Here is a 15,159-nt window from a genome sequence, read left to right on the forward strand (position 1 = left end):
AGAGTCCGATGCAACAAAGACAGGACTACGTGCTGCGCATGGTCGAGGAACGCCGTGTGCGCCTCGTGCGTCTCTGGTTCACCGACGTGGTCGGCCAGCTCAAGTCGGTGGCGATCTCACCTGTGGAACTCGAGTCTGCCTTCGAGGAGGGAGTGCAGTTCGACGGCTCCGCGATCGACGGGTTCAGCCGCGTGCAGGAGAGCGACGTGCTGGCCCGGCCCGACCCCAACTCGTTCCAGCTGATGGGCGCCGACGACGACGAGATCACCGCCAGGATCTTCTGTGACATCGCCAACCTCGACGGCACACCCTTTGAGGGAGACCCGCGACAGGTGCTCCGCCGCAACCTGGCCGCAGCCGCAGACGCCGGTTTCGAGTTCATGTGCGCTCCCGAAGTCGAGTTCTTCTACCTAGCCGCGCCGGAGCCCGGTGCGGCTCCCAGTCCGCTCGACCAGGCGAGCTACTTCGACCTGACCGTGGTGGACGAGAACAGTCACATCCGCCGCCGCACGATCCAGCGGCTCGAAGCGACGGGAATTCCCGTCGAGTACTCCTTTCACGAGGACGCTCCGTCCCAGCACGAGATCGACCTGCGCTACAGCGATGCCCTGGCCATGGCCGACAATGTGATGGCCCTGCGCATGATCGTGCGCGAGGTTGCAATGGCCTCCGGCGTGCACGCCACCTTCATGCCCAAGCCGATGGAGGGCGTCCAGGGCTCGGGGATGCACACCCACCTGTCACTGTGGTCAGCCGACGCCAACGCGTTCCATGACCCCGACGTGCCGGACGGCCTCAGCGAGGTGGCCCGCAGCTTCATAGCCGGAGTGCTCGCCCACGCCCCCGAACTCACCGCCGTCACCAACCAGCTGGTGAACTCCTACAAGCGCCTGGTCGCCGGGTTCGAGGCGCCGGTCAACATCTCGTGGGCCCACAACGACCGCAGCGCGCTCGTGCGCGTTCCGGTACCCAAACGCGGCAAGGAAAGGGAGGGCACGCGCGTGGAGTACCGGGCGCTCGACCCGGCCTGCAATCCCTACCTCGCCTTCTCGGTGCTTCTCGCAGCCGGTCTGAAGGGCATCGCCGAGGGCTACGAGCTCGGGCCCGAATCCACCGCCGTGCTGTCACAGGAAGCCGAGCGGCCGGGCACTCCGGGCCTGCTGCCCGCCAACCTCGCCGAGGCGCTCGACCAGATGGAGCGCTCCGAGTTGGTCCGCTCCGCTCTCGGCGAACACATCTTCGAGTGGTTCCTGCGCAACAAGCGCGCCGAATGGAGCGCCTACCGCACGCACGTGTCGACCTTCGAGCTGGACCGCTACCTGCGGGCCTGGTGACATGCAGCCCGTACTCATCTGGCCCGACCCTGCACCGCCGGACGTCGTCCGCGTGCTCGACCTCTCCGGCATCGACTGGGAGACCGTGACCGACGATGCCGACACGAGGAAGGGAGTCTGGTCCGCAGCCATCGTGAACTGTGAGGAACAACCGGCAACGGCGTACGCCATGGCTGCACAGCTGCGCCGCGGCGACCTGTCCGTGGGGCCGGTTCTGCTCCTTGTGCGGGGCTCACAGCTCGGAGACCTCGAGGATCGCCACGATGCCTTCGACGACTTCTGCGTGGTGCCCGCACACCCGGCCGAGCTCGAGGCGCGTGTGCGCCACCTGCTCGCCTCCGAAGGCGGCTTCGAGCTGCCCCCCGAGGTGATCACCTACGAGTCACTCGAGCTCAACCTGGAGACCTACCAGGCTTCGATCGACGGTCGCCCACTGGACCTCACCTACATGGAGTACGAACTGTTGAAGTTCCTCGCGGGCAATCCCGGGCGCGTCTTCACACGCGAAGTGCTGTTGAGCCGTGTATGGGGCTACGAGTACTACGGGGGTGCGCGCACGGTCGACGTGCATGTACGCCGCCTGCGCGCCAAGTTGGGCGAGCAGCACGCTGCGCTAATCCAGACGGTCCGCTCGGTGGGCTACAAGTTCGGCGAGTCGCGCTGGGGCAGCTGACCTGATGGACTCGGGCCTGGCGGTCGACGCCGCAGTTCTCGTCGGGTCCCTGCTGTTGGTGATCGGGGCTGCGCTGTCAGGAGCGGCCGACCGCTTTCGCACGCCCGGTCTGCTGCTCTTCCTGGTGCTCGGAATGGTGGTGGGCGACGACGGCCTGGGGCTGATCAGTTTCGATGACCCCGGACTGGCGCAGACCCTCGGTGTTGTCGCCCTGATCGTCATCCTCTTCGAGGGCGGCCTGTCGACGTCGCTCGACGAAGCCCGCCCGGTTGCCGCGCCCGCGCTGCTGTTGGCCACCGTGGGGGTGCTGGTGACGGCCGCTGTGGTGGCCGGCGCCGTGATGGTCTTCGCCGACGTCGGGACGACCACCGCACTGCTGATCGGAGCGGTGGTCGCCTCGACCGATGCGGCGGCCGTGTTCGCAGTGCTGCGCAAGGCGCCGGTGCCGCGACGGTTGGCCCTGATGCTGGAGACCGAGTCAGGCGCCAACGATCCGATGGCAGTGCTGCTGACCGTGGGAATCCTGGCCTCGTGGGAAGGCGACCCGACCACCGCTGACTGGATCGCATTCGGGTTGCGCCAGCTCGTCGGGGGCGTGGTGATCGGCATAGCCGTGGGTTGGCTGGCCGCCGCGGTGCTGCGTCGGCTGAGCACGGATGACAACGTCCTCGCCCCTGTGCTCGCACTCGGTGGAGCGGGGCTGGCCTACGGGCTGGGCACGCTGGTGGGAGCCTCCGGCTTCCTGGCGGTCTACCTCGCGGGCCTGATGGTTGCGACCGCGGCCCCATCGAAGCGTCGCGTCGTGGCCCGATTCCACGAGGCGATGGCGGCCATGGCCCAGATCGGGCTTTTCCTGATGCTCGGACTGCTGGTGTTCCCCTCGCAGCTGCCGGGCGTGCTCGGCATCGGCGTGGTGATCGCCGCCGCCCTGATCCTGGTCGCCCGCCCCCTGGCGATCGCGCTCTGCCTGCCGTGGTTCGGCCTCGGAGTGCGGTCGAACGTGTTCGTGGCCTGGGCAGGCCTGCGCGGTGCAGTTCCGATCGTGCTGGCCACGTTCCCGCTGACCGCGGGCTACCCGGAGGGCGACACGGTGTTCAACGCGGTGTTCTTCGTGGTGCTGGCATCGGCCACGGTGCAGGGACTCACGATCGGGCCCGTAGCGGGCAAGCTCGGCCTGTCGGGTGAGCGAGACGTGCTGTCGAGCGACTCAGACCTGTAGGTCGATCAGTTCACTGCCTTCGTTGCGGTACTCGCCCTCCATGCGCAGCGAGTGGCCAAGGATCACCGACAACACGCCACCGGAGATGATCACGGCGACCGGGATGACGATGACGAGTGCGATGACGATGAGTAGCGGACCCATGGCGGCCATTCTGCCCGATCAAAGGCCCCGACACCACACATGGGCGCCCAGCGTTCGTCAACGGGACCGCCCCGGCGCTGGCGGAGTCCGACAGCCGGGCGACGGGGTCACCCGGGCACGTGGACCCAGGCCTCCATCTCGATCAGGGCCCCGAAAGGCAACTCCGACACCGCCACCGCGGACCGGGCGGGTCGGTGGTCACCGAAGAACGCCGCGTAGCGCTCGTTGAGCTCGGCATAGTCGGCCATGTCTGAAAGGAACACCGTGGTCTTGGCGACCTGAGCGGGCTCGAGGCCGTGTTCGCGCAGAAGAGCGGCGAAGTTGGCCAACATCGCATCCGTCTGCTCACCGAATGAGTCGGCCAGGCCGTCAGCGGTGATGCCGATCTGGCCCGACACGCACCTCCACTCCCCCGCCTCGTACACCGGACTGTAGGGACTCGCCACGTCGACCTCCTCGGTGCCGCACTGGTCGCGGCGGGCTCAGAGTACAGCTGCGCGCAGCGGCCAGTCGGCGGTGAATCCGTGGTGCCGCCACAGTGCCGCTGCGGTTGCGGCGAACACGGCATCGCCGACTCCCACGGGCTCTCCGCCCGAACCGGTGGCCACCACTTCGACCGGAGGCATCGCCGCGGCGCCCAGCACACCGAAAGACCGGATCGTGAGGTCACAGACATCGCCTGCATCGTCGACCGCCAGGCCTTCGGAGCACACCCAACCCGCGGCCATGTGCACGGCGCCGATCACATATGACCGCAGCACTGCCTCGTCGAGCGGGTCGCCGGCATCCACGGCCACCAGTATCCGCCCACCATCGCGCTGTACGACCTCCACCCGGGCGGTCGCGCCGGTCGGCATGCCGACGACGACCGCTTCGGATTCGATTCCGCCAAGCGGGGACTCGGCGCCGGCTGCCACCGATGCGCAGAAGGCCTCGGCCCACCCGGCTGCCCTGAGCGCTGCGCTGGTGGGCGGACCAACCACGTCGACCTGTTCGACTTCCAGGCCCGGAGCGGCGACCAGGATCGCGTCCGCGATCGAATCCGTTCGGGCCACACGGACGATTCCGCGGCCGTCGCCATTCATCGCCATCGCCACCGGTGGGCGCTTGGGTCCGTGACGCACCGAGTCCTCGCGTGACCACAACGCCAGCACGGCACGACCGTGCTCGTCGGCGAGGCGGCGGGCGACCGCAGGGAGCGGACTGTCCGACTTCGCACCGAAGGCACCGCCGTTGGCCAAGGGATCTGCGGGCTCACCACCCGGTTCGCACCAGGAAGCATCGGTTTCCAGGTAGGCAGGCTCCACCCAGGAGGTGCGCAGGACCGAGTCCCACCGGCCCTGCGGTGCGGCAATGGGAGGGGCTGCTTCGAGCGTGGTGCGCCTGCCCTGAACCTTCGCCGCGGCTTCGCGGACCTCGGCCATTGTCTGCCCCACGACCCAGTCGCCATCGGGTCCGGGTACCGCGATCAGGGCATCCCGTGGCGCAGTGTCGGCTGCGAAGCCACCGCGTCCGAGGACGGCTTCGCCGTTGATTCGCTGGGGGCGGCCCCCTTCGAGAGCGGCGCGCCGAGCGACGGCATCGATGTTGCCGGCCCCGTTCCGAGCAGCACGAGGCTGGTCATCGCGGCCCTCGGAGCCGGCGCCCGTGGGTGACCCGGCGTTGAGCACCTCGACGGCCGCCTCGGTGATTCCCTGCCAGCCCGTGCAGCGACACAGGTGTGCGGCCAGCGCCCGCTGCAGCCGGGCCTCCTGTGCCGAGTCGGCGTCTGCGCTACCGGCGGCCCCGGCGTTCTCCGCAGCCTCGGCCTTGCGGCGGCAGTCCTCGAGTCGCATCACAATCCCCGGAGTGCAGAACCCGCACTGTGAGCCACCGCACTCCAACAGCGCGTCCGCCCACTGTCGGGTGACCGCGTCCTCGAGCCCCTCGAGTGTGGTGACCTCGCGTCCCGCCACCCTGCGCACCGGAGTCACGCACGCCACGCGGGCCTTGCCGTCCACCAGGACGGTGCAGCAGCCGCATTGGCCCTGCGGAGCACAACCGTCCTTCGCTGACGTGATTCGTGCCTCACCTCGCAGCACATCCAGCAACGAGCGGCGCTGCGGTTCATCGGCAGCCGTGAACTCCTCGCCGTTGAGGGTGAAGGTGACGGACATCGGCGCAGAGTGTGCCACCTTCAGGGGCTGTGGGCACTGTCAGCGGGGCGGGCCCCGAGTCGGCCGAAGGGTTCGTGGCCCGGTACCTTCGGTGTCGTGACCACCAGCGCCTCAACCGGCCGGCATTCGCACCCGGACCGGCTCATCCGCCCGTCGCGGCGCGACCTCCTGGTCGGAGCCACCGGACTGGCTGCGACTGCCGGACTGGCCGCATGCAGTTCCTCGGGCGAAGTCACGATCCCCGCTGCCGCCGAGCCCGGCCGGGCCCTGTTGGCCGCGTTCCCGCGATCGGTGCCACACGTGCCGGTCGGAATTCCGACGCGCCTGCCCTACCTCATATCCGACGAGGAGGGCGTGCCCTTCTCGGAGCTGACCGGAGACGTCGGCTTCACCATCTCGATGGGCGGGACCGAGGTCGCAAGTGCGACCGTGGCGCCTCGTTCGGAAGGTATCCCCCGCGCCTACCTCCCGCTCGAGATCGAGTTCCCCGAGGCCGGCGTGTACGACATCGTCGGCACCTACGAGGGCCAGCCACTCGAGAGCCGGGTCGAGGTGTTCGAGCCAGACGAGGTCGCGGCACCGGTGGTCGGCCAGCAGCTCCCACCCGCTCTCACTCCCACAGTCGACAACCCGGGCCTGGTGGATCCGATCTGCACGCTGGTGCCCGAGTGTTCGTTTCACGGGGTCAACCTGCAGGATGTGACCACGTCGGGTCAACGAATCGTCTTGCTGGTTGCCACCCCGGCCTACTGCCAGACCGCGTTCTGTGGGCCCACGCTCGGCAACCTGATCGACCTGGCCTCCGATCGCGAGGACCTGGTGGTGATCCACTCCGAGGTGTACCAGAAGCCGAAGGTGAACGAGGCCGACCTGCAGAATGCGCCGCTCGCTCCGGTACCCGAGGCCTACAGCCTGGCCATCGAGCCAGTGCTGTACGTGACCGACGAACAGAACACCATCACCGCACGCGCGGATGCGATCGTGGACCGCAGTGAGATGGCCGAACTGATCGCCTGAGAGGCGCGCCGGTCAGCTGAAGGACTGCCCGCACCCGCAGGTGCGTTGTGCGTTGGGGTTGGTGATCGAGAACCCCGACTGGTCGAGGCCGTCGTTGTAGTCAAGCGTCGCCCCCTCGAGCAGCTGTGCGCTGGACGGATCGACCACGACCTTCACACCTCCGAAGTCGCCGGTCTCGTCGTCGGCCTCGACCGAGGTGTCGAGGAACATGTCGTATGAGAACCCGGAGCATCCGCCCGGGCGAACCGCCACGCGCAGTGCCAGGCTCTCGTCGCCCTCGGCCTCGATGAGCTGGCCCACCTTGGTGGCCGCTGATTCGGTCATCGTGATCATGTGGTACCTCTCGGAACGGCCCGGTGGGCTCTGCCTGCACTGCACCGGTCGGACCGGCGTGTCTGCCAATTGTAACGGCCTGGGCCGTCAGAACACAGCGCGGCACACGCGCGCAATCACAGCGCGGCACGCGCTCGCACGATCACAGCGCGGCACGTGCCCGCATCAACGGGACGGAGAGGCCTCAGGTTGCGGCCAACTCGGCGAGGCACGGCGTGCGGGCGCCGATGTCGTAGAACTCGGTGACGACGGCACCACTGTCGGGCGATGCACCCGACACTTCGTCCACGAAGCCCTCCAGCATCCCGCGGTGCAGCGAGCAGACGACCTGGGGTTGGTCTTCTGCAAGGTCGGCGAAGGGACAGTGCCCGAATGCCACTGTCGTACAGCCGGCTTCGGTGACAGTCGCCGGATCGAATCCCAACTCCTCGAGCATCTGCACGGTCATGTCGGCACAGGTGCCGAGCGTGCGGGGTGCGTGGGCCATGCGCGCGCCGGCGCGCCTACCGGCTTCGAGCACGGACTCGGTGTCCGGTCCGGCGTCGACTGCGACCTGCAGCAGCATCGAGGCAAGCATGGGGTACACGGGCGGCTCAAGACCCAGGCTGGGCGCATCGCTGGCAAGCCCATAGAGCTTCTGGGGGCGGCCGACGGCCCCGCTCGTGTCGGGGCGAGATTCGAGCAGGCCGACCTCGCGCATCCGCTCGAGGTGTGGCCGCACCGTATTGAGGTGCAGGTCCAGCGAGTCCGCCACGTCGGAGGTCGACAGCGGCCGGGGTGACCGTGCGAGCTCCAGGTAGATCGCGTAGCGCGTGTTGTCGCCGAGCGTCTTGAGCACGTCGAGGCGCGTCGAACCCGACTCCCCGGGTGGTTCCTGCCGTCGCTGGGTCACGCCCCAAGCATAGCGCCGAAGTAATTTAGCCGGTGTTGGCCGTTAGAATGAGGTCCATGCCATCCGGCCCCCCACCAACCCCGCAACAGATCATGGACACCCTGCGGGCGGTGATCGACCCGGAGCTGGGCTCCGACATCGTCACTCTCGGAATGGCCCGCGAAGCGACGGTCGACCCCGAGGGCAACGTGTCGGTCCGAATCCTTCTCACCACCAGCGGGTGCCCGTTGCGCGCCGAGATCCAGCGCGAGGTCAAGGGCCGCGTCGGCGCCATGGACGGGGTCGACACGGTCGGCATCCAGTGGGGTGAGCTCGACGCCGCCCAGAAGGCCGAAACCATGGACCGCGCCCGCCGGGCAATGGCCGAGCGACCTGAGACCACTGCCGTTCCCTCCACGGCCAAGGTGCTGCTGGTCGCCTCCGGCAAGGGGGGCGTGGGCAAGTCTTCGGTGACCGTCAACCTCGCCGCGGCACTGGCCGCCCAGGGCTACGCCGTGGGCGTGCTCGACGCCGACATCTGGGGCTTCTCGGTGCCCCGGATGCTGGGTGTCGACGAGCAGCTCTCCGCCGACGACGACGGCCGGATCACCCCGCAGCGGATCGACGTGGGCAAGGGGCACATCGACGTGGTGTCGATGGGCCTGCTCGTGGAGCAGGAGGGATCCGCCCTCATGTGGCGTGGCCTCATCCTCAACCGCGCGGTGCGCCACTTCCTCGAAGACGTCGCCTGGGACGGGATCGACTACCTGCTCGTGGACATGCCCCCCGGCACCGGAGACGTGCAGATGGGGCTCGCCAAGATGCTCCCGCGCGCAGAGATGCTGGTGGTCACGACTCCTTCGATCAACGCCCAGAAGGTGGCAGTGCGGGTGGTGGACATGGGACGCAAGAACCACCTCCACATGGCAGGCGTCGTGGAGAACATGTCCGTCTACGTCGACGACGACGGACGGGAGCACCATATCTTCGGTAGCGGCGGTGCCGAGCAACTCGCAGTGGATGCCGGAGTGCCGCTGATCGGCCGGCTCCCCATTGAGCCCGAGGTCTCCTCCGGCGGTGACGCGGGCCGGCCGGCGGCACTGGGTGACACGCCGGCCGCGGCGGCGTTCGGTGACCTGGCACAGACAGTTCTCGAGATCTGCCCTCCCACCGACCTCACTGGCTGCACGGCCAGGATGCTCGAGTCCGTGCAGGCCTCGCTTGACGCCGCCGACGCGAACAATCAGGACAGCGGCATCCCGGTTTCGCCGTCGTAGACGCCGCCGTTTCGTTCGGGGTCCGAGTCCAGCACCGCCAGTCGCCGCCCGTCAGGCGATTCCGACATGTCGGGCAGCAGTGGCTCCGCGGGGTCTCCGAACTCGAGTCCTGCGACCGCCGTGGACGCGTCGCGATGGTCGGCCAGCACGGCGAGCGTGCGGACCGTGGGCATGATCATGGTCATCTCGCCGGCTGCCATGCGATCGAGTGCCTCAGCGGGCCTGATCCACACGTGTGAAACGATCTCGGCGCCATCGTGCTCCACAACCGCCCCCTCGGGCAGGGCCGTCACGAAGAACCTCGTGTCGAACCGGCGCGGTGACCACACCGGCGTCACCCATCTGGCGAAGGACCGGATACCTGATGCGTCGATGGTGGCACCGGCGGACTCCAGCAACTGGTCCATGCCCAGGGTTCCCCCGTGCACTTCCTTGCGCCAGGCGCTCAGGTCCGCTGGTCGCTGCTGCGCCGCGAGGCTCGTGGCCGGCGCCACTCCCGACTCCTCGAGGCACTCGCGCACGGCCGCGACCCAGAACGCGAGCCCGCCGTCGTCGACTCCGGTGAGCCGTGAGGCAGTTCGGTCATCGAGCCCGGCCACGCTGTGAACGGCACGCCTGTCAGCGGGGTCGACCGCACCGCCGGGGAACACATGGGCGCCGGGTACGAATCCCGCTCCGTCATGGCGTCTCAGCAGCAGAGCCTCGAGACCGCGCCTGCCATCGCGGAGCACCGCGACCGTGGCAGCGTCCTGCGCGGCGACGACTGCTTCCGGTGCCGGATCGTCAGTCATCGGCGGCGGCTCGTGAGGATCAGTCGCCGGAATCGAGTTCCCCGGCTGTGTCTTCGGGGGACAGCGGTTCGACACGGATGACCTTTGCACTGCCCGGTTGGCTCCCGGAAGTGCGGGCACCGGACTCATCTTCGAACAGATCGGTGTCGATGATGACTGTGCGCATGCCCGAGAACCCGTTGCCGGCCGGGAAGTCAGGGCCACCCGGGAAGCCAGGGCCACCCGGGAAGTCGGTGCCACCTGCGTAGGCCGAGCCCGCGCGCGTGCTCGAGACCGCGGTCGCTGCGCGGCGAGCCATCGCCCTCAGCGCCAACGGTGCCAGGAGCTTCCGCACCGGCGGGAGCATGAGCATCAAACCGACGAAGTCGGTGACGAAACCGGGGGTGAGCAGGAGCGCTCCCCCGCCGATGATCATGGCCCCGTCGATCAGCTCGCGCGTGGGCGGCCTACCTGCCACGAGCTCGTCGTTGGCCCGCCGCCACACCGCCAGACCCTGGCGCCTCATCAGCCAGGCGCCGGCCACCGAGAACGCCAGCAGCGCAACAAGAGTGGTGCCCAGCCCGAAGGCGTCGGCGGCTGCCACCACGACGGCCAGCTCCACGAGGGGCAACACCACGAACAACAGGATGAGTATGAGGGCCACGCTTCCAGCGTAGGAGCCACAAGCAAGGCGGTCATCGCAGAACGTCGCTCGGTTGTGGCGACACTCAGTCTCGCCGGCGATACCCGGTTCCGCGGTCGGCGCGGTGGGTGAGAGCGGCTGCCGTCAGTCGGTTTCGAGCATGCCGCGCCGCTCGGCCTCGTTGAGGCCGCCCCAGATTCCGTGGGGCTCCTTGATGTGAAGCGAGTACTCGAGGCACTCTTCGCGCACATCACAGGTCACGCAGATCCGCTTCGCCCGGCGCTCACGCTCCAGGCGGTCGGCCTTGCGCTCGAACTGGGGTGGCGGAAAGAACACTTCCGCCTGAGGTCCGCGACAAGCGGCCTTCACCTGCCACATGTCCAATGTCGGCTGTGCGCTCAACTGGGCCCCCCATTGTCAGAGCGTCAACATTTCGCACCATAGCCATGGCCTTCGCCGGCCAACAAGGTGCAATTTGCAAGCATCGTGCTCGCTATCGCGAGCGCAGGCGTGAACCTGAACGCCTACGTCCCGTCACGGGGGCGCCGTCAGTCGTCGTCCGACTGCCGCTTCTCGCGCATCTCGCGGTAGTCCATGGCACCGCCCTGCTCGGGCTCCACCTCGAGCAGCAAGCCGTCGATCTCGACGACCCGCACAACGTCCCCCTCGTCGATGGGCGTCGCCCGGTTGGTACGGGCCCGCCACAGTGCACCCGAGATCCGCACCGTTCCGTCGGGGTCCACGTCGGTGACCGCCGTTCCCTCCTCGCCGACCATCCAGTCACGTCCGATCGTGGGTGTGCCGAATCGGGTACGGACCATGGCCGGCATGCCCGAGTACATGGTGATCGCGATACCGATGATGCCGGTACCCAGCGCGATCCAGGTAGGTCTGAACTCGGTGAACAGGAACACCGATCCGACGGTGAACATCACCATGCCGATCGCGGTCCATGCGCGCGGCACCCCGCTCTGGATGTCGACGGCGAAAGCGACCGCCGAGAGCACGAGCAGCACGAGCGCCCACATGTTGTGTGGAAGCGCAGCAGTGCCATAGCCGCCGAGCACCACGCAGCCCGCTCCCACAACGCCCGCGATTCCGATGCCCGCGGTGTAGAACTCGAACAGCAATAGCCCCAGCGCTGCAGCCAGCAGCAGGTACGCCACCGAAGGGCTGGCGACCGTGTGCATCAACTGGGTGCCCAGGGGCAGCTTGGAGAACCGCACCAACGCCACGGGAGTCCGGCCCTCGGAGCCCTCCTCATCGGACACCTCGCTCTCCACGCCGTCGATGTTCACGATGTGCTCACGCACGATGGGTGAGAAACGGTCGACGACGCCCGCTTCAGCGGCTTCCTCACCGCTCAGGGCGGTGTCCAGCACCACAGCGGACTCCGCCGCGAACAGCTCGCCGAAGTCCTGCACCGCAAGGCGCTGTTGGCCCACTTCACCGACCTTCGCTCCCGGCGCCACCGAGGAGAAGTCGGCCACGGCCACCAGTTCCGCTGCCCCGCCCAGCGCCACCGCACCCGAGGGACCCACCCATACAGTCACCGGCACGCGGGCCGAAACCATCGCCTCCGCGACCTCGGCCAGGCGCTGGTCGGAGACGGCCGACCCCTCGCTGTCGATCTGCAGCACCACCGCCTCGACATCCCCGGCCTCGTCGGCAGCCCGTAGCGTGTCGATGATGTTGCTCGCCTCGATCTCGTCGATCAGCCCGTCGACCGCCACCACGTCGATGCACCCATCCGCCGCGCAGCTGCCCTGCGCCAGCGCAGGGGGCGACCACAACACGACGATCAGCCCAGCGAGCAACGCCGTGGCAACGGCACATCGCCTCATCGATCGGATGGCAGACTTGCCCACGGTGAGGGCCTCCAGATTGGACATTCACGAACGCGCCACCGCCCGTTCGGGTGGCAGCGGGATCAGCCCAGTCGCCCGCGCGTTGTGTCGCGACACCGAGGGGTGGCGCAGCCGGGCGTGGGGAGTGGGATGAACCCAGCCGAATTCTTCGGTGAATCCGGCGTCACAATCGTCGCCGGGAAGGGCGGTGTGGGCAAAACCACGGTGACGGCAGCCCTCGCGGTGGCCGCTTCGATGGCGGGACTCCGCACCCTCGTGATCGAGGTCGAGGGCAAGGAGGCCATGGCCTCCATGTTCGAAACGGGTGGGCTGACCTACTCCGAGCTCGAACTCGTGCGTGCCGCCGAAGCCCACGCCGGGGTGCACGCGCGCACGCTCACCCCCGACGACGCGCTGCTTGACTACCTGGCCGGCCGGGGCTTCCAGCGGATCTCCAACCGCCTGGTTTCGACCGGGCTGCTCGACATCATCGCCACCGCCGTGCCCGGCATCCGCGACATCCTCGTGCTGGGCAAGGTGAAGCAGCTGCAGCGCGACGGCGGCCACGACCTGATCCTGCTCGATGCGCCGGCGGCCGGCCATGCGATCACCTTCCTGCGCTCGGCTCGCGGCCTCGCCGACGCGGTGCGCAGCGGGCCCATCAACACCCAGGCCAACGACGTGCTCGAGTTGCTCAACGACCCCGCTCGCTGCCGGGTGGTGCTTGTGACGCTGCCCGAGGAGACGCCGGTCAACGAACTGATAGAGACCGCCTACAGCCTCGAAGAGGACGTCGGCGTCGCACTGGGCCCGGTCGTCGTCAACGGTGTGTACCCCGAGCTCGCAGGGCTGGGTACCGATCCCGAAGAGGCTGCGGCCGACGCCGGCACCCACCTGGTCGACGGCGAAGCCGAGCTGCTGTGCGCGGCGGCCGAGTTCCGCACGAGACGCCGGTCCATCCAGGACCGCCAACTGGAACGCATGGCCGAACAGCTCCCACTCGCACAGCTGCAACTCCCCTACCTGTTCACCTCCGAGCTCGACCGCGACGGACTCGAGGTGCTCGCCCAGGCCCTGTTCGACGGCATAGTCGAGCTGCCCGAGGACGGTGGGGCATGAGCGACCTGGCCTCCATCGTCGAGGGGTCGAGAGTGGTCGTGTGCTGTGGCTCCGGCGGAGTCGGAAAGACCACGACAGCGGCCGTTCTGGCGCTCGAAGCCGCCCGGCAGGGTCGGCGGTCGGTGGTGGTCACCATCGACCCGGCGCGCCGGCTGGCAGACGCCCTCGGCCTCGAAGGGCTCACCAACACGCCTTCGCGCATCGACGCCGACATGCCCGGTGAGATGCATGCCCTGATGCTCGACACCAAGAGCACCTTCGATGGGCTCGTGCGGCGCCATTCGGCCACCGCCGAACAGGCCGAGGGCATCCTCGAGAACCGCTTCTACCAGAACATCTCGTCGGCCCTGTCGGGCACACAGGAGTACATGGCCTCCGAGAAGCTGTACGAGCTGGCAGAGGAGGGCGACTGGGACCTGGTGGTCGTGGACACACCCCCCACCCGCAACGCCCTCGACTTCCTGGATGCCCCACAGCGGCTCGCACACTTCCTCGACCACCGGCTCTACAAGGTGCTGATGACACCCACCCGCGGGATAGTGCGAGCGGTCAACGTCGCCGCGCAGGCCGTCGTGCGGAGCATGTCCAAAGTGGTGGGCGGCGACGTCGTGGCGGACGCGATCGCGTTCTTCCGGGCGTTCGAGGGAATGGAACAGGGCTTCAAGGAACGCGCCGCAGCTGTTGACCGCCTGCTCGCAGCGCCGGAGACCGCTTTCATCCTCGTGGCCTCACCCAAGGCCGACACCGTGGCGGAGGCCAGCTATTTCGCCGAGCAACTCGCCGAGCACGGCATCGACGTGCGCGGGCTCGTGGTCAACCGCATGCAACCCGCATTCGGCACCGACGACGAGGGGCTCGCGCTGGGTCCGGATGCCGCACGTGAGCGCGCCAACACACTCGCCGGCACAGACCTTGGTGACCTGTACACCGCCCTGGCAGACGCCCGGCAACTGGCCCGCGGCGAGGAAGACCACCTCGTGGGACTGACCGAGAGGGTGAGCCCGGCTCCGGTGGTGAGGGTGCCGGTGCAGCCCTTCGAGGTGAACGACCTCGACGGACTGCACGTGCTCGGCGGATTCATGCTCGGTGGTGCCGTCGATGATCCCGCGGAGGCCAACGGGGACTGAACTCCCGGCTTTGTCCGCCAGGGTCACCACAGCGGTAGCGTCGTCGGTGTGAGTGACCGATTCGAACGCACGATCCTGCTGGCCACCGACGACGATGCCACCTTCGCCGAGGTGGAATCGGCACTCGTGGACGAAGCCACCTCGCTGTCGAGAGTGCGCGCCGGATCCGACGTGCGTGACGCCGTTGCCGCGCTGGATCCCGACCTGGTCATCTGTGACCTCCAGATCGGCAACATGGGTGGCGTGGCGACAGCTCTGGACCTGCGGCTCGAGGAAGGCGCAGGCCGCCTGGAGCCGCGGCCGATCCTGTTGCTGTTGGATCGTGCAGACGATGAGTTCATCGCTCGCCGCTCCGGTGCCGATGCCTGGGTGGTGAAGCCGCTCGATTCGCTCACCGTCAGGCGCAGCACCGACGCACTCATGGCGCCCGCCGAAGGCTGACACACGGAATCAGGCTTTCACCTGCGCCCGGTGGCGTGGGTACGATGTTGGCCCCAACGGGTGGTGGCGCAGCTTGGCAGCGCGCCTCGTTCGGGACGAGGAGGCCGGGAGTTCAAATCTCCCCCACCCGACCATCTGGCACGCGGTGCCCGGTCCATCCGGGCGCCGCGTGCGCTGTTCTCGACCGG

17 protein-coding genes and 1 tRNA gene are annotated in these 15,159 nt (G+C 68.3%); 9 read left to right on the forward strand and 9 right to left on the reverse strand.

Going from position 1 to position 15,159, the window contains the following annotated elements; translation table 11 throughout:
- Positions 1–8 precede the first annotated feature (8 nt).
- Genes GY812_06020 through GY812_06030 form a run of 3 tightly spaced genes read left to right on the forward strand, consistent with a single transcriptional unit; the run spans position 9 to position 3,226 of the window.
- Positions 9–1,334 carry a glutamine synthetase gene (locus GY812_06020; GenBank protein ID MCP4435046.1) on the forward strand — a complete coding sequence of 442 codons (1,326 nt, stop codon included), beginning with the start codon at positions 9–11 and terminating at the stop codon, positions 1,332–1,334.
- A gap of 1 nt (position 1,335) precedes the next feature.
- On the forward strand, positions 1,336–2,007 hold the full coding sequence (locus GY812_06025; protein ID MCP4435047.1) for a response regulator transcription factor: 672 nt from the start codon (positions 1,336–1,338) through the stop codon (positions 2,005–2,007).
- Positions 2,008–2,011: 4 nt separating this feature from the next.
- Complete coding sequence (locus GY812_06030; protein ID MCP4435048.1) at positions 2,012–3,226, forward strand: potassium/proton antiporter; 1,215 nt, start codon at positions 2,012–2,014, stop codon at positions 3,224–3,226.
- Here the strand turns inward: GY812_06030 and GY812_06035 are convergent.
- From GY812_06035 to GY812_06045, 3 genes are all read right to left on the reverse strand, one after another.
- Positions 3,215–3,370, reverse strand: a complete 156-nt coding sequence (locus tag GY812_06035) for a hypothetical protein (GenBank protein ID MCP4435049.1) — start codon at positions 3,368–3,370, stop codon at positions 3,215–3,217. The two genes, GY812_06030 and GY812_06035, sit on opposite strands and share 12 nt — an antisense overlap.
- Before the next feature lie 107 nt (positions 3,371–3,477).
- The gene (locus tag GY812_06040; GenBank protein MCP4435050.1) at positions 3,478–3,816 is read right to left on the reverse strand and encodes a RidA family protein; all 339 of its coding nucleotides are present in this window, start codon (positions 3,814–3,816) and stop codon (positions 3,478–3,480) included.
- 36 nt (positions 3,817–3,852) lie between these two features.
- Positions 3,853–5,526: a 2Fe-2S iron-sulfur cluster binding domain-containing protein gene (locus GY812_06045; protein MCP4435051.1), complete on the reverse strand. Its 1,674-nt coding sequence runs from the start codon at positions 5,524–5,526 to the stop codon at positions 3,853–3,855.
- A 96-nt stretch (positions 5,527–5,622) separates the two neighbouring features.
- Here GY812_06045 and GY812_06050 point away from each other — a divergent pair, with 96 nt between their 5' ends.
- Positions 5,623–6,543, forward strand: a complete 921-nt coding sequence (locus tag GY812_06050; protein MCP4435052.1) for a hypothetical protein — start codon at positions 5,623–5,625, stop codon at positions 6,541–6,543.
- A gap of 12 nt (positions 6,544–6,555) precedes the next feature.
- Here GY812_06050 and erpA read toward each other — a convergent pair whose 3' ends face one another.
- On the reverse strand, positions 6,556–6,876 hold the full coding sequence (gene erpA, locus GY812_06055; protein MCP4435053.1) for an iron-sulfur cluster insertion protein ErpA: 321 nt from the start codon (positions 6,874–6,876) through the stop codon (positions 6,556–6,558).
- 184 nt (positions 6,877–7,060) lie between these two features.
- Positions 7,061–7,768 (reverse strand): helix-turn-helix domain-containing protein, encoded by a 708-nt coding sequence (locus GY812_06060; protein MCP4435054.1) that lies wholly within the window; start codon positions 7,766–7,768, stop codon positions 7,061–7,063.
- A 56-nt stretch (positions 7,769–7,824) separates the two neighbouring features.
- On the opposite strand from GY812_06060, the gene GY812_06065 reads away from it, so the two are divergent.
- A complete protein-coding gene (locus GY812_06065) occupies positions 7,825–9,024 on the forward strand; it encodes an Mrp/NBP35 family ATP-binding protein (GenBank protein ID MCP4435055.1) in 1,200 nt (399 codons plus the stop codon).
- Here GY812_06065 and GY812_06070 read toward each other — a convergent pair.
- From GY812_06070 to GY812_06085, 4 genes are all read right to left on the reverse strand, one after another.
- Entirely contained in the window at positions 8,991–9,815 is an 825-nt protein-coding gene (locus GY812_06070; protein ID MCP4435056.1) for an NUDIX hydrolase, read from the reverse strand. The genes GY812_06065 and GY812_06070 overlap by 34 nt on opposite strands.
- Before the next feature lie 19 nt (positions 9,816–9,834).
- Positions 9,835–10,458: an FxsA family protein gene (locus GY812_06075; GenBank protein MCP4435057.1), complete on the reverse strand. Its 624-nt coding sequence runs from the start codon at positions 10,456–10,458 to the stop codon at positions 9,835–9,837.
- Between the two features lie 123 nt (positions 10,459–10,581).
- The gene (locus GY812_06080; GenBank protein ID MCP4435058.1) at positions 10,582–10,815 is read right to left on the reverse strand and encodes a WhiB family transcriptional regulator; all 234 of its coding nucleotides are present in this window, start codon (positions 10,813–10,815) and stop codon (positions 10,582–10,584) included.
- Positions 10,816–10,985: 170 nt separating this feature from the next.
- A complete protein-coding gene (locus GY812_06085) occupies positions 10,986–12,329 on the reverse strand; it encodes a hypothetical protein (GenBank protein ID MCP4435059.1) in 1,344 nt (447 codons plus the stop codon).
- Positions 12,330–12,434: 105 nt separating this feature from the next.
- On the opposite strand from GY812_06085, the gene GY812_06090 reads away from it, so the two are divergent.
- The 4 genes from GY812_06090 (at position 12,435) to GY812_06105 (ending at position 15,105) form a co-directional block, all read left to right on the forward strand.
- Positions 12,435–13,403, forward strand: a complete 969-nt coding sequence (locus GY812_06090; protein ID MCP4435060.1) for an ArsA family ATPase — start codon at positions 12,435–12,437, stop codon at positions 13,401–13,403.
- Positions 13,400–14,530, forward strand: coding sequence for an ArsA family ATPase (locus tag GY812_06095; protein ID MCP4435061.1), 1,131 nt, complete (start codon positions 13,400–13,402; stop codon positions 14,528–14,530). The genes GY812_06090 and GY812_06095 overlap by 4 nt, the downstream gene beginning before the upstream one ends.
- Before the next feature lie 48 nt (positions 14,531–14,578).
- Positions 14,579–14,971, forward strand: coding sequence for a response regulator (locus tag GY812_06100; GenBank protein ID MCP4435062.1), 393 nt, complete (start codon positions 14,579–14,581; stop codon positions 14,969–14,971).
- A gap of 57 nt (positions 14,972–15,028) precedes the next feature.
- A tRNA-Pro gene (locus tag GY812_06105) sits at positions 15,029–15,105 on the forward strand.
- The last annotated feature ends 54 nt before the right edge of the window (positions 15,106–15,159 follow it).

This window comes from Actinomycetes bacterium (assembly GCA_024222295.1).
Taxonomy (GTDB): domain Bacteria; phylum Actinomycetota; class Acidimicrobiia; order Acidimicrobiales; family Microtrichaceae; genus JAAEPF01.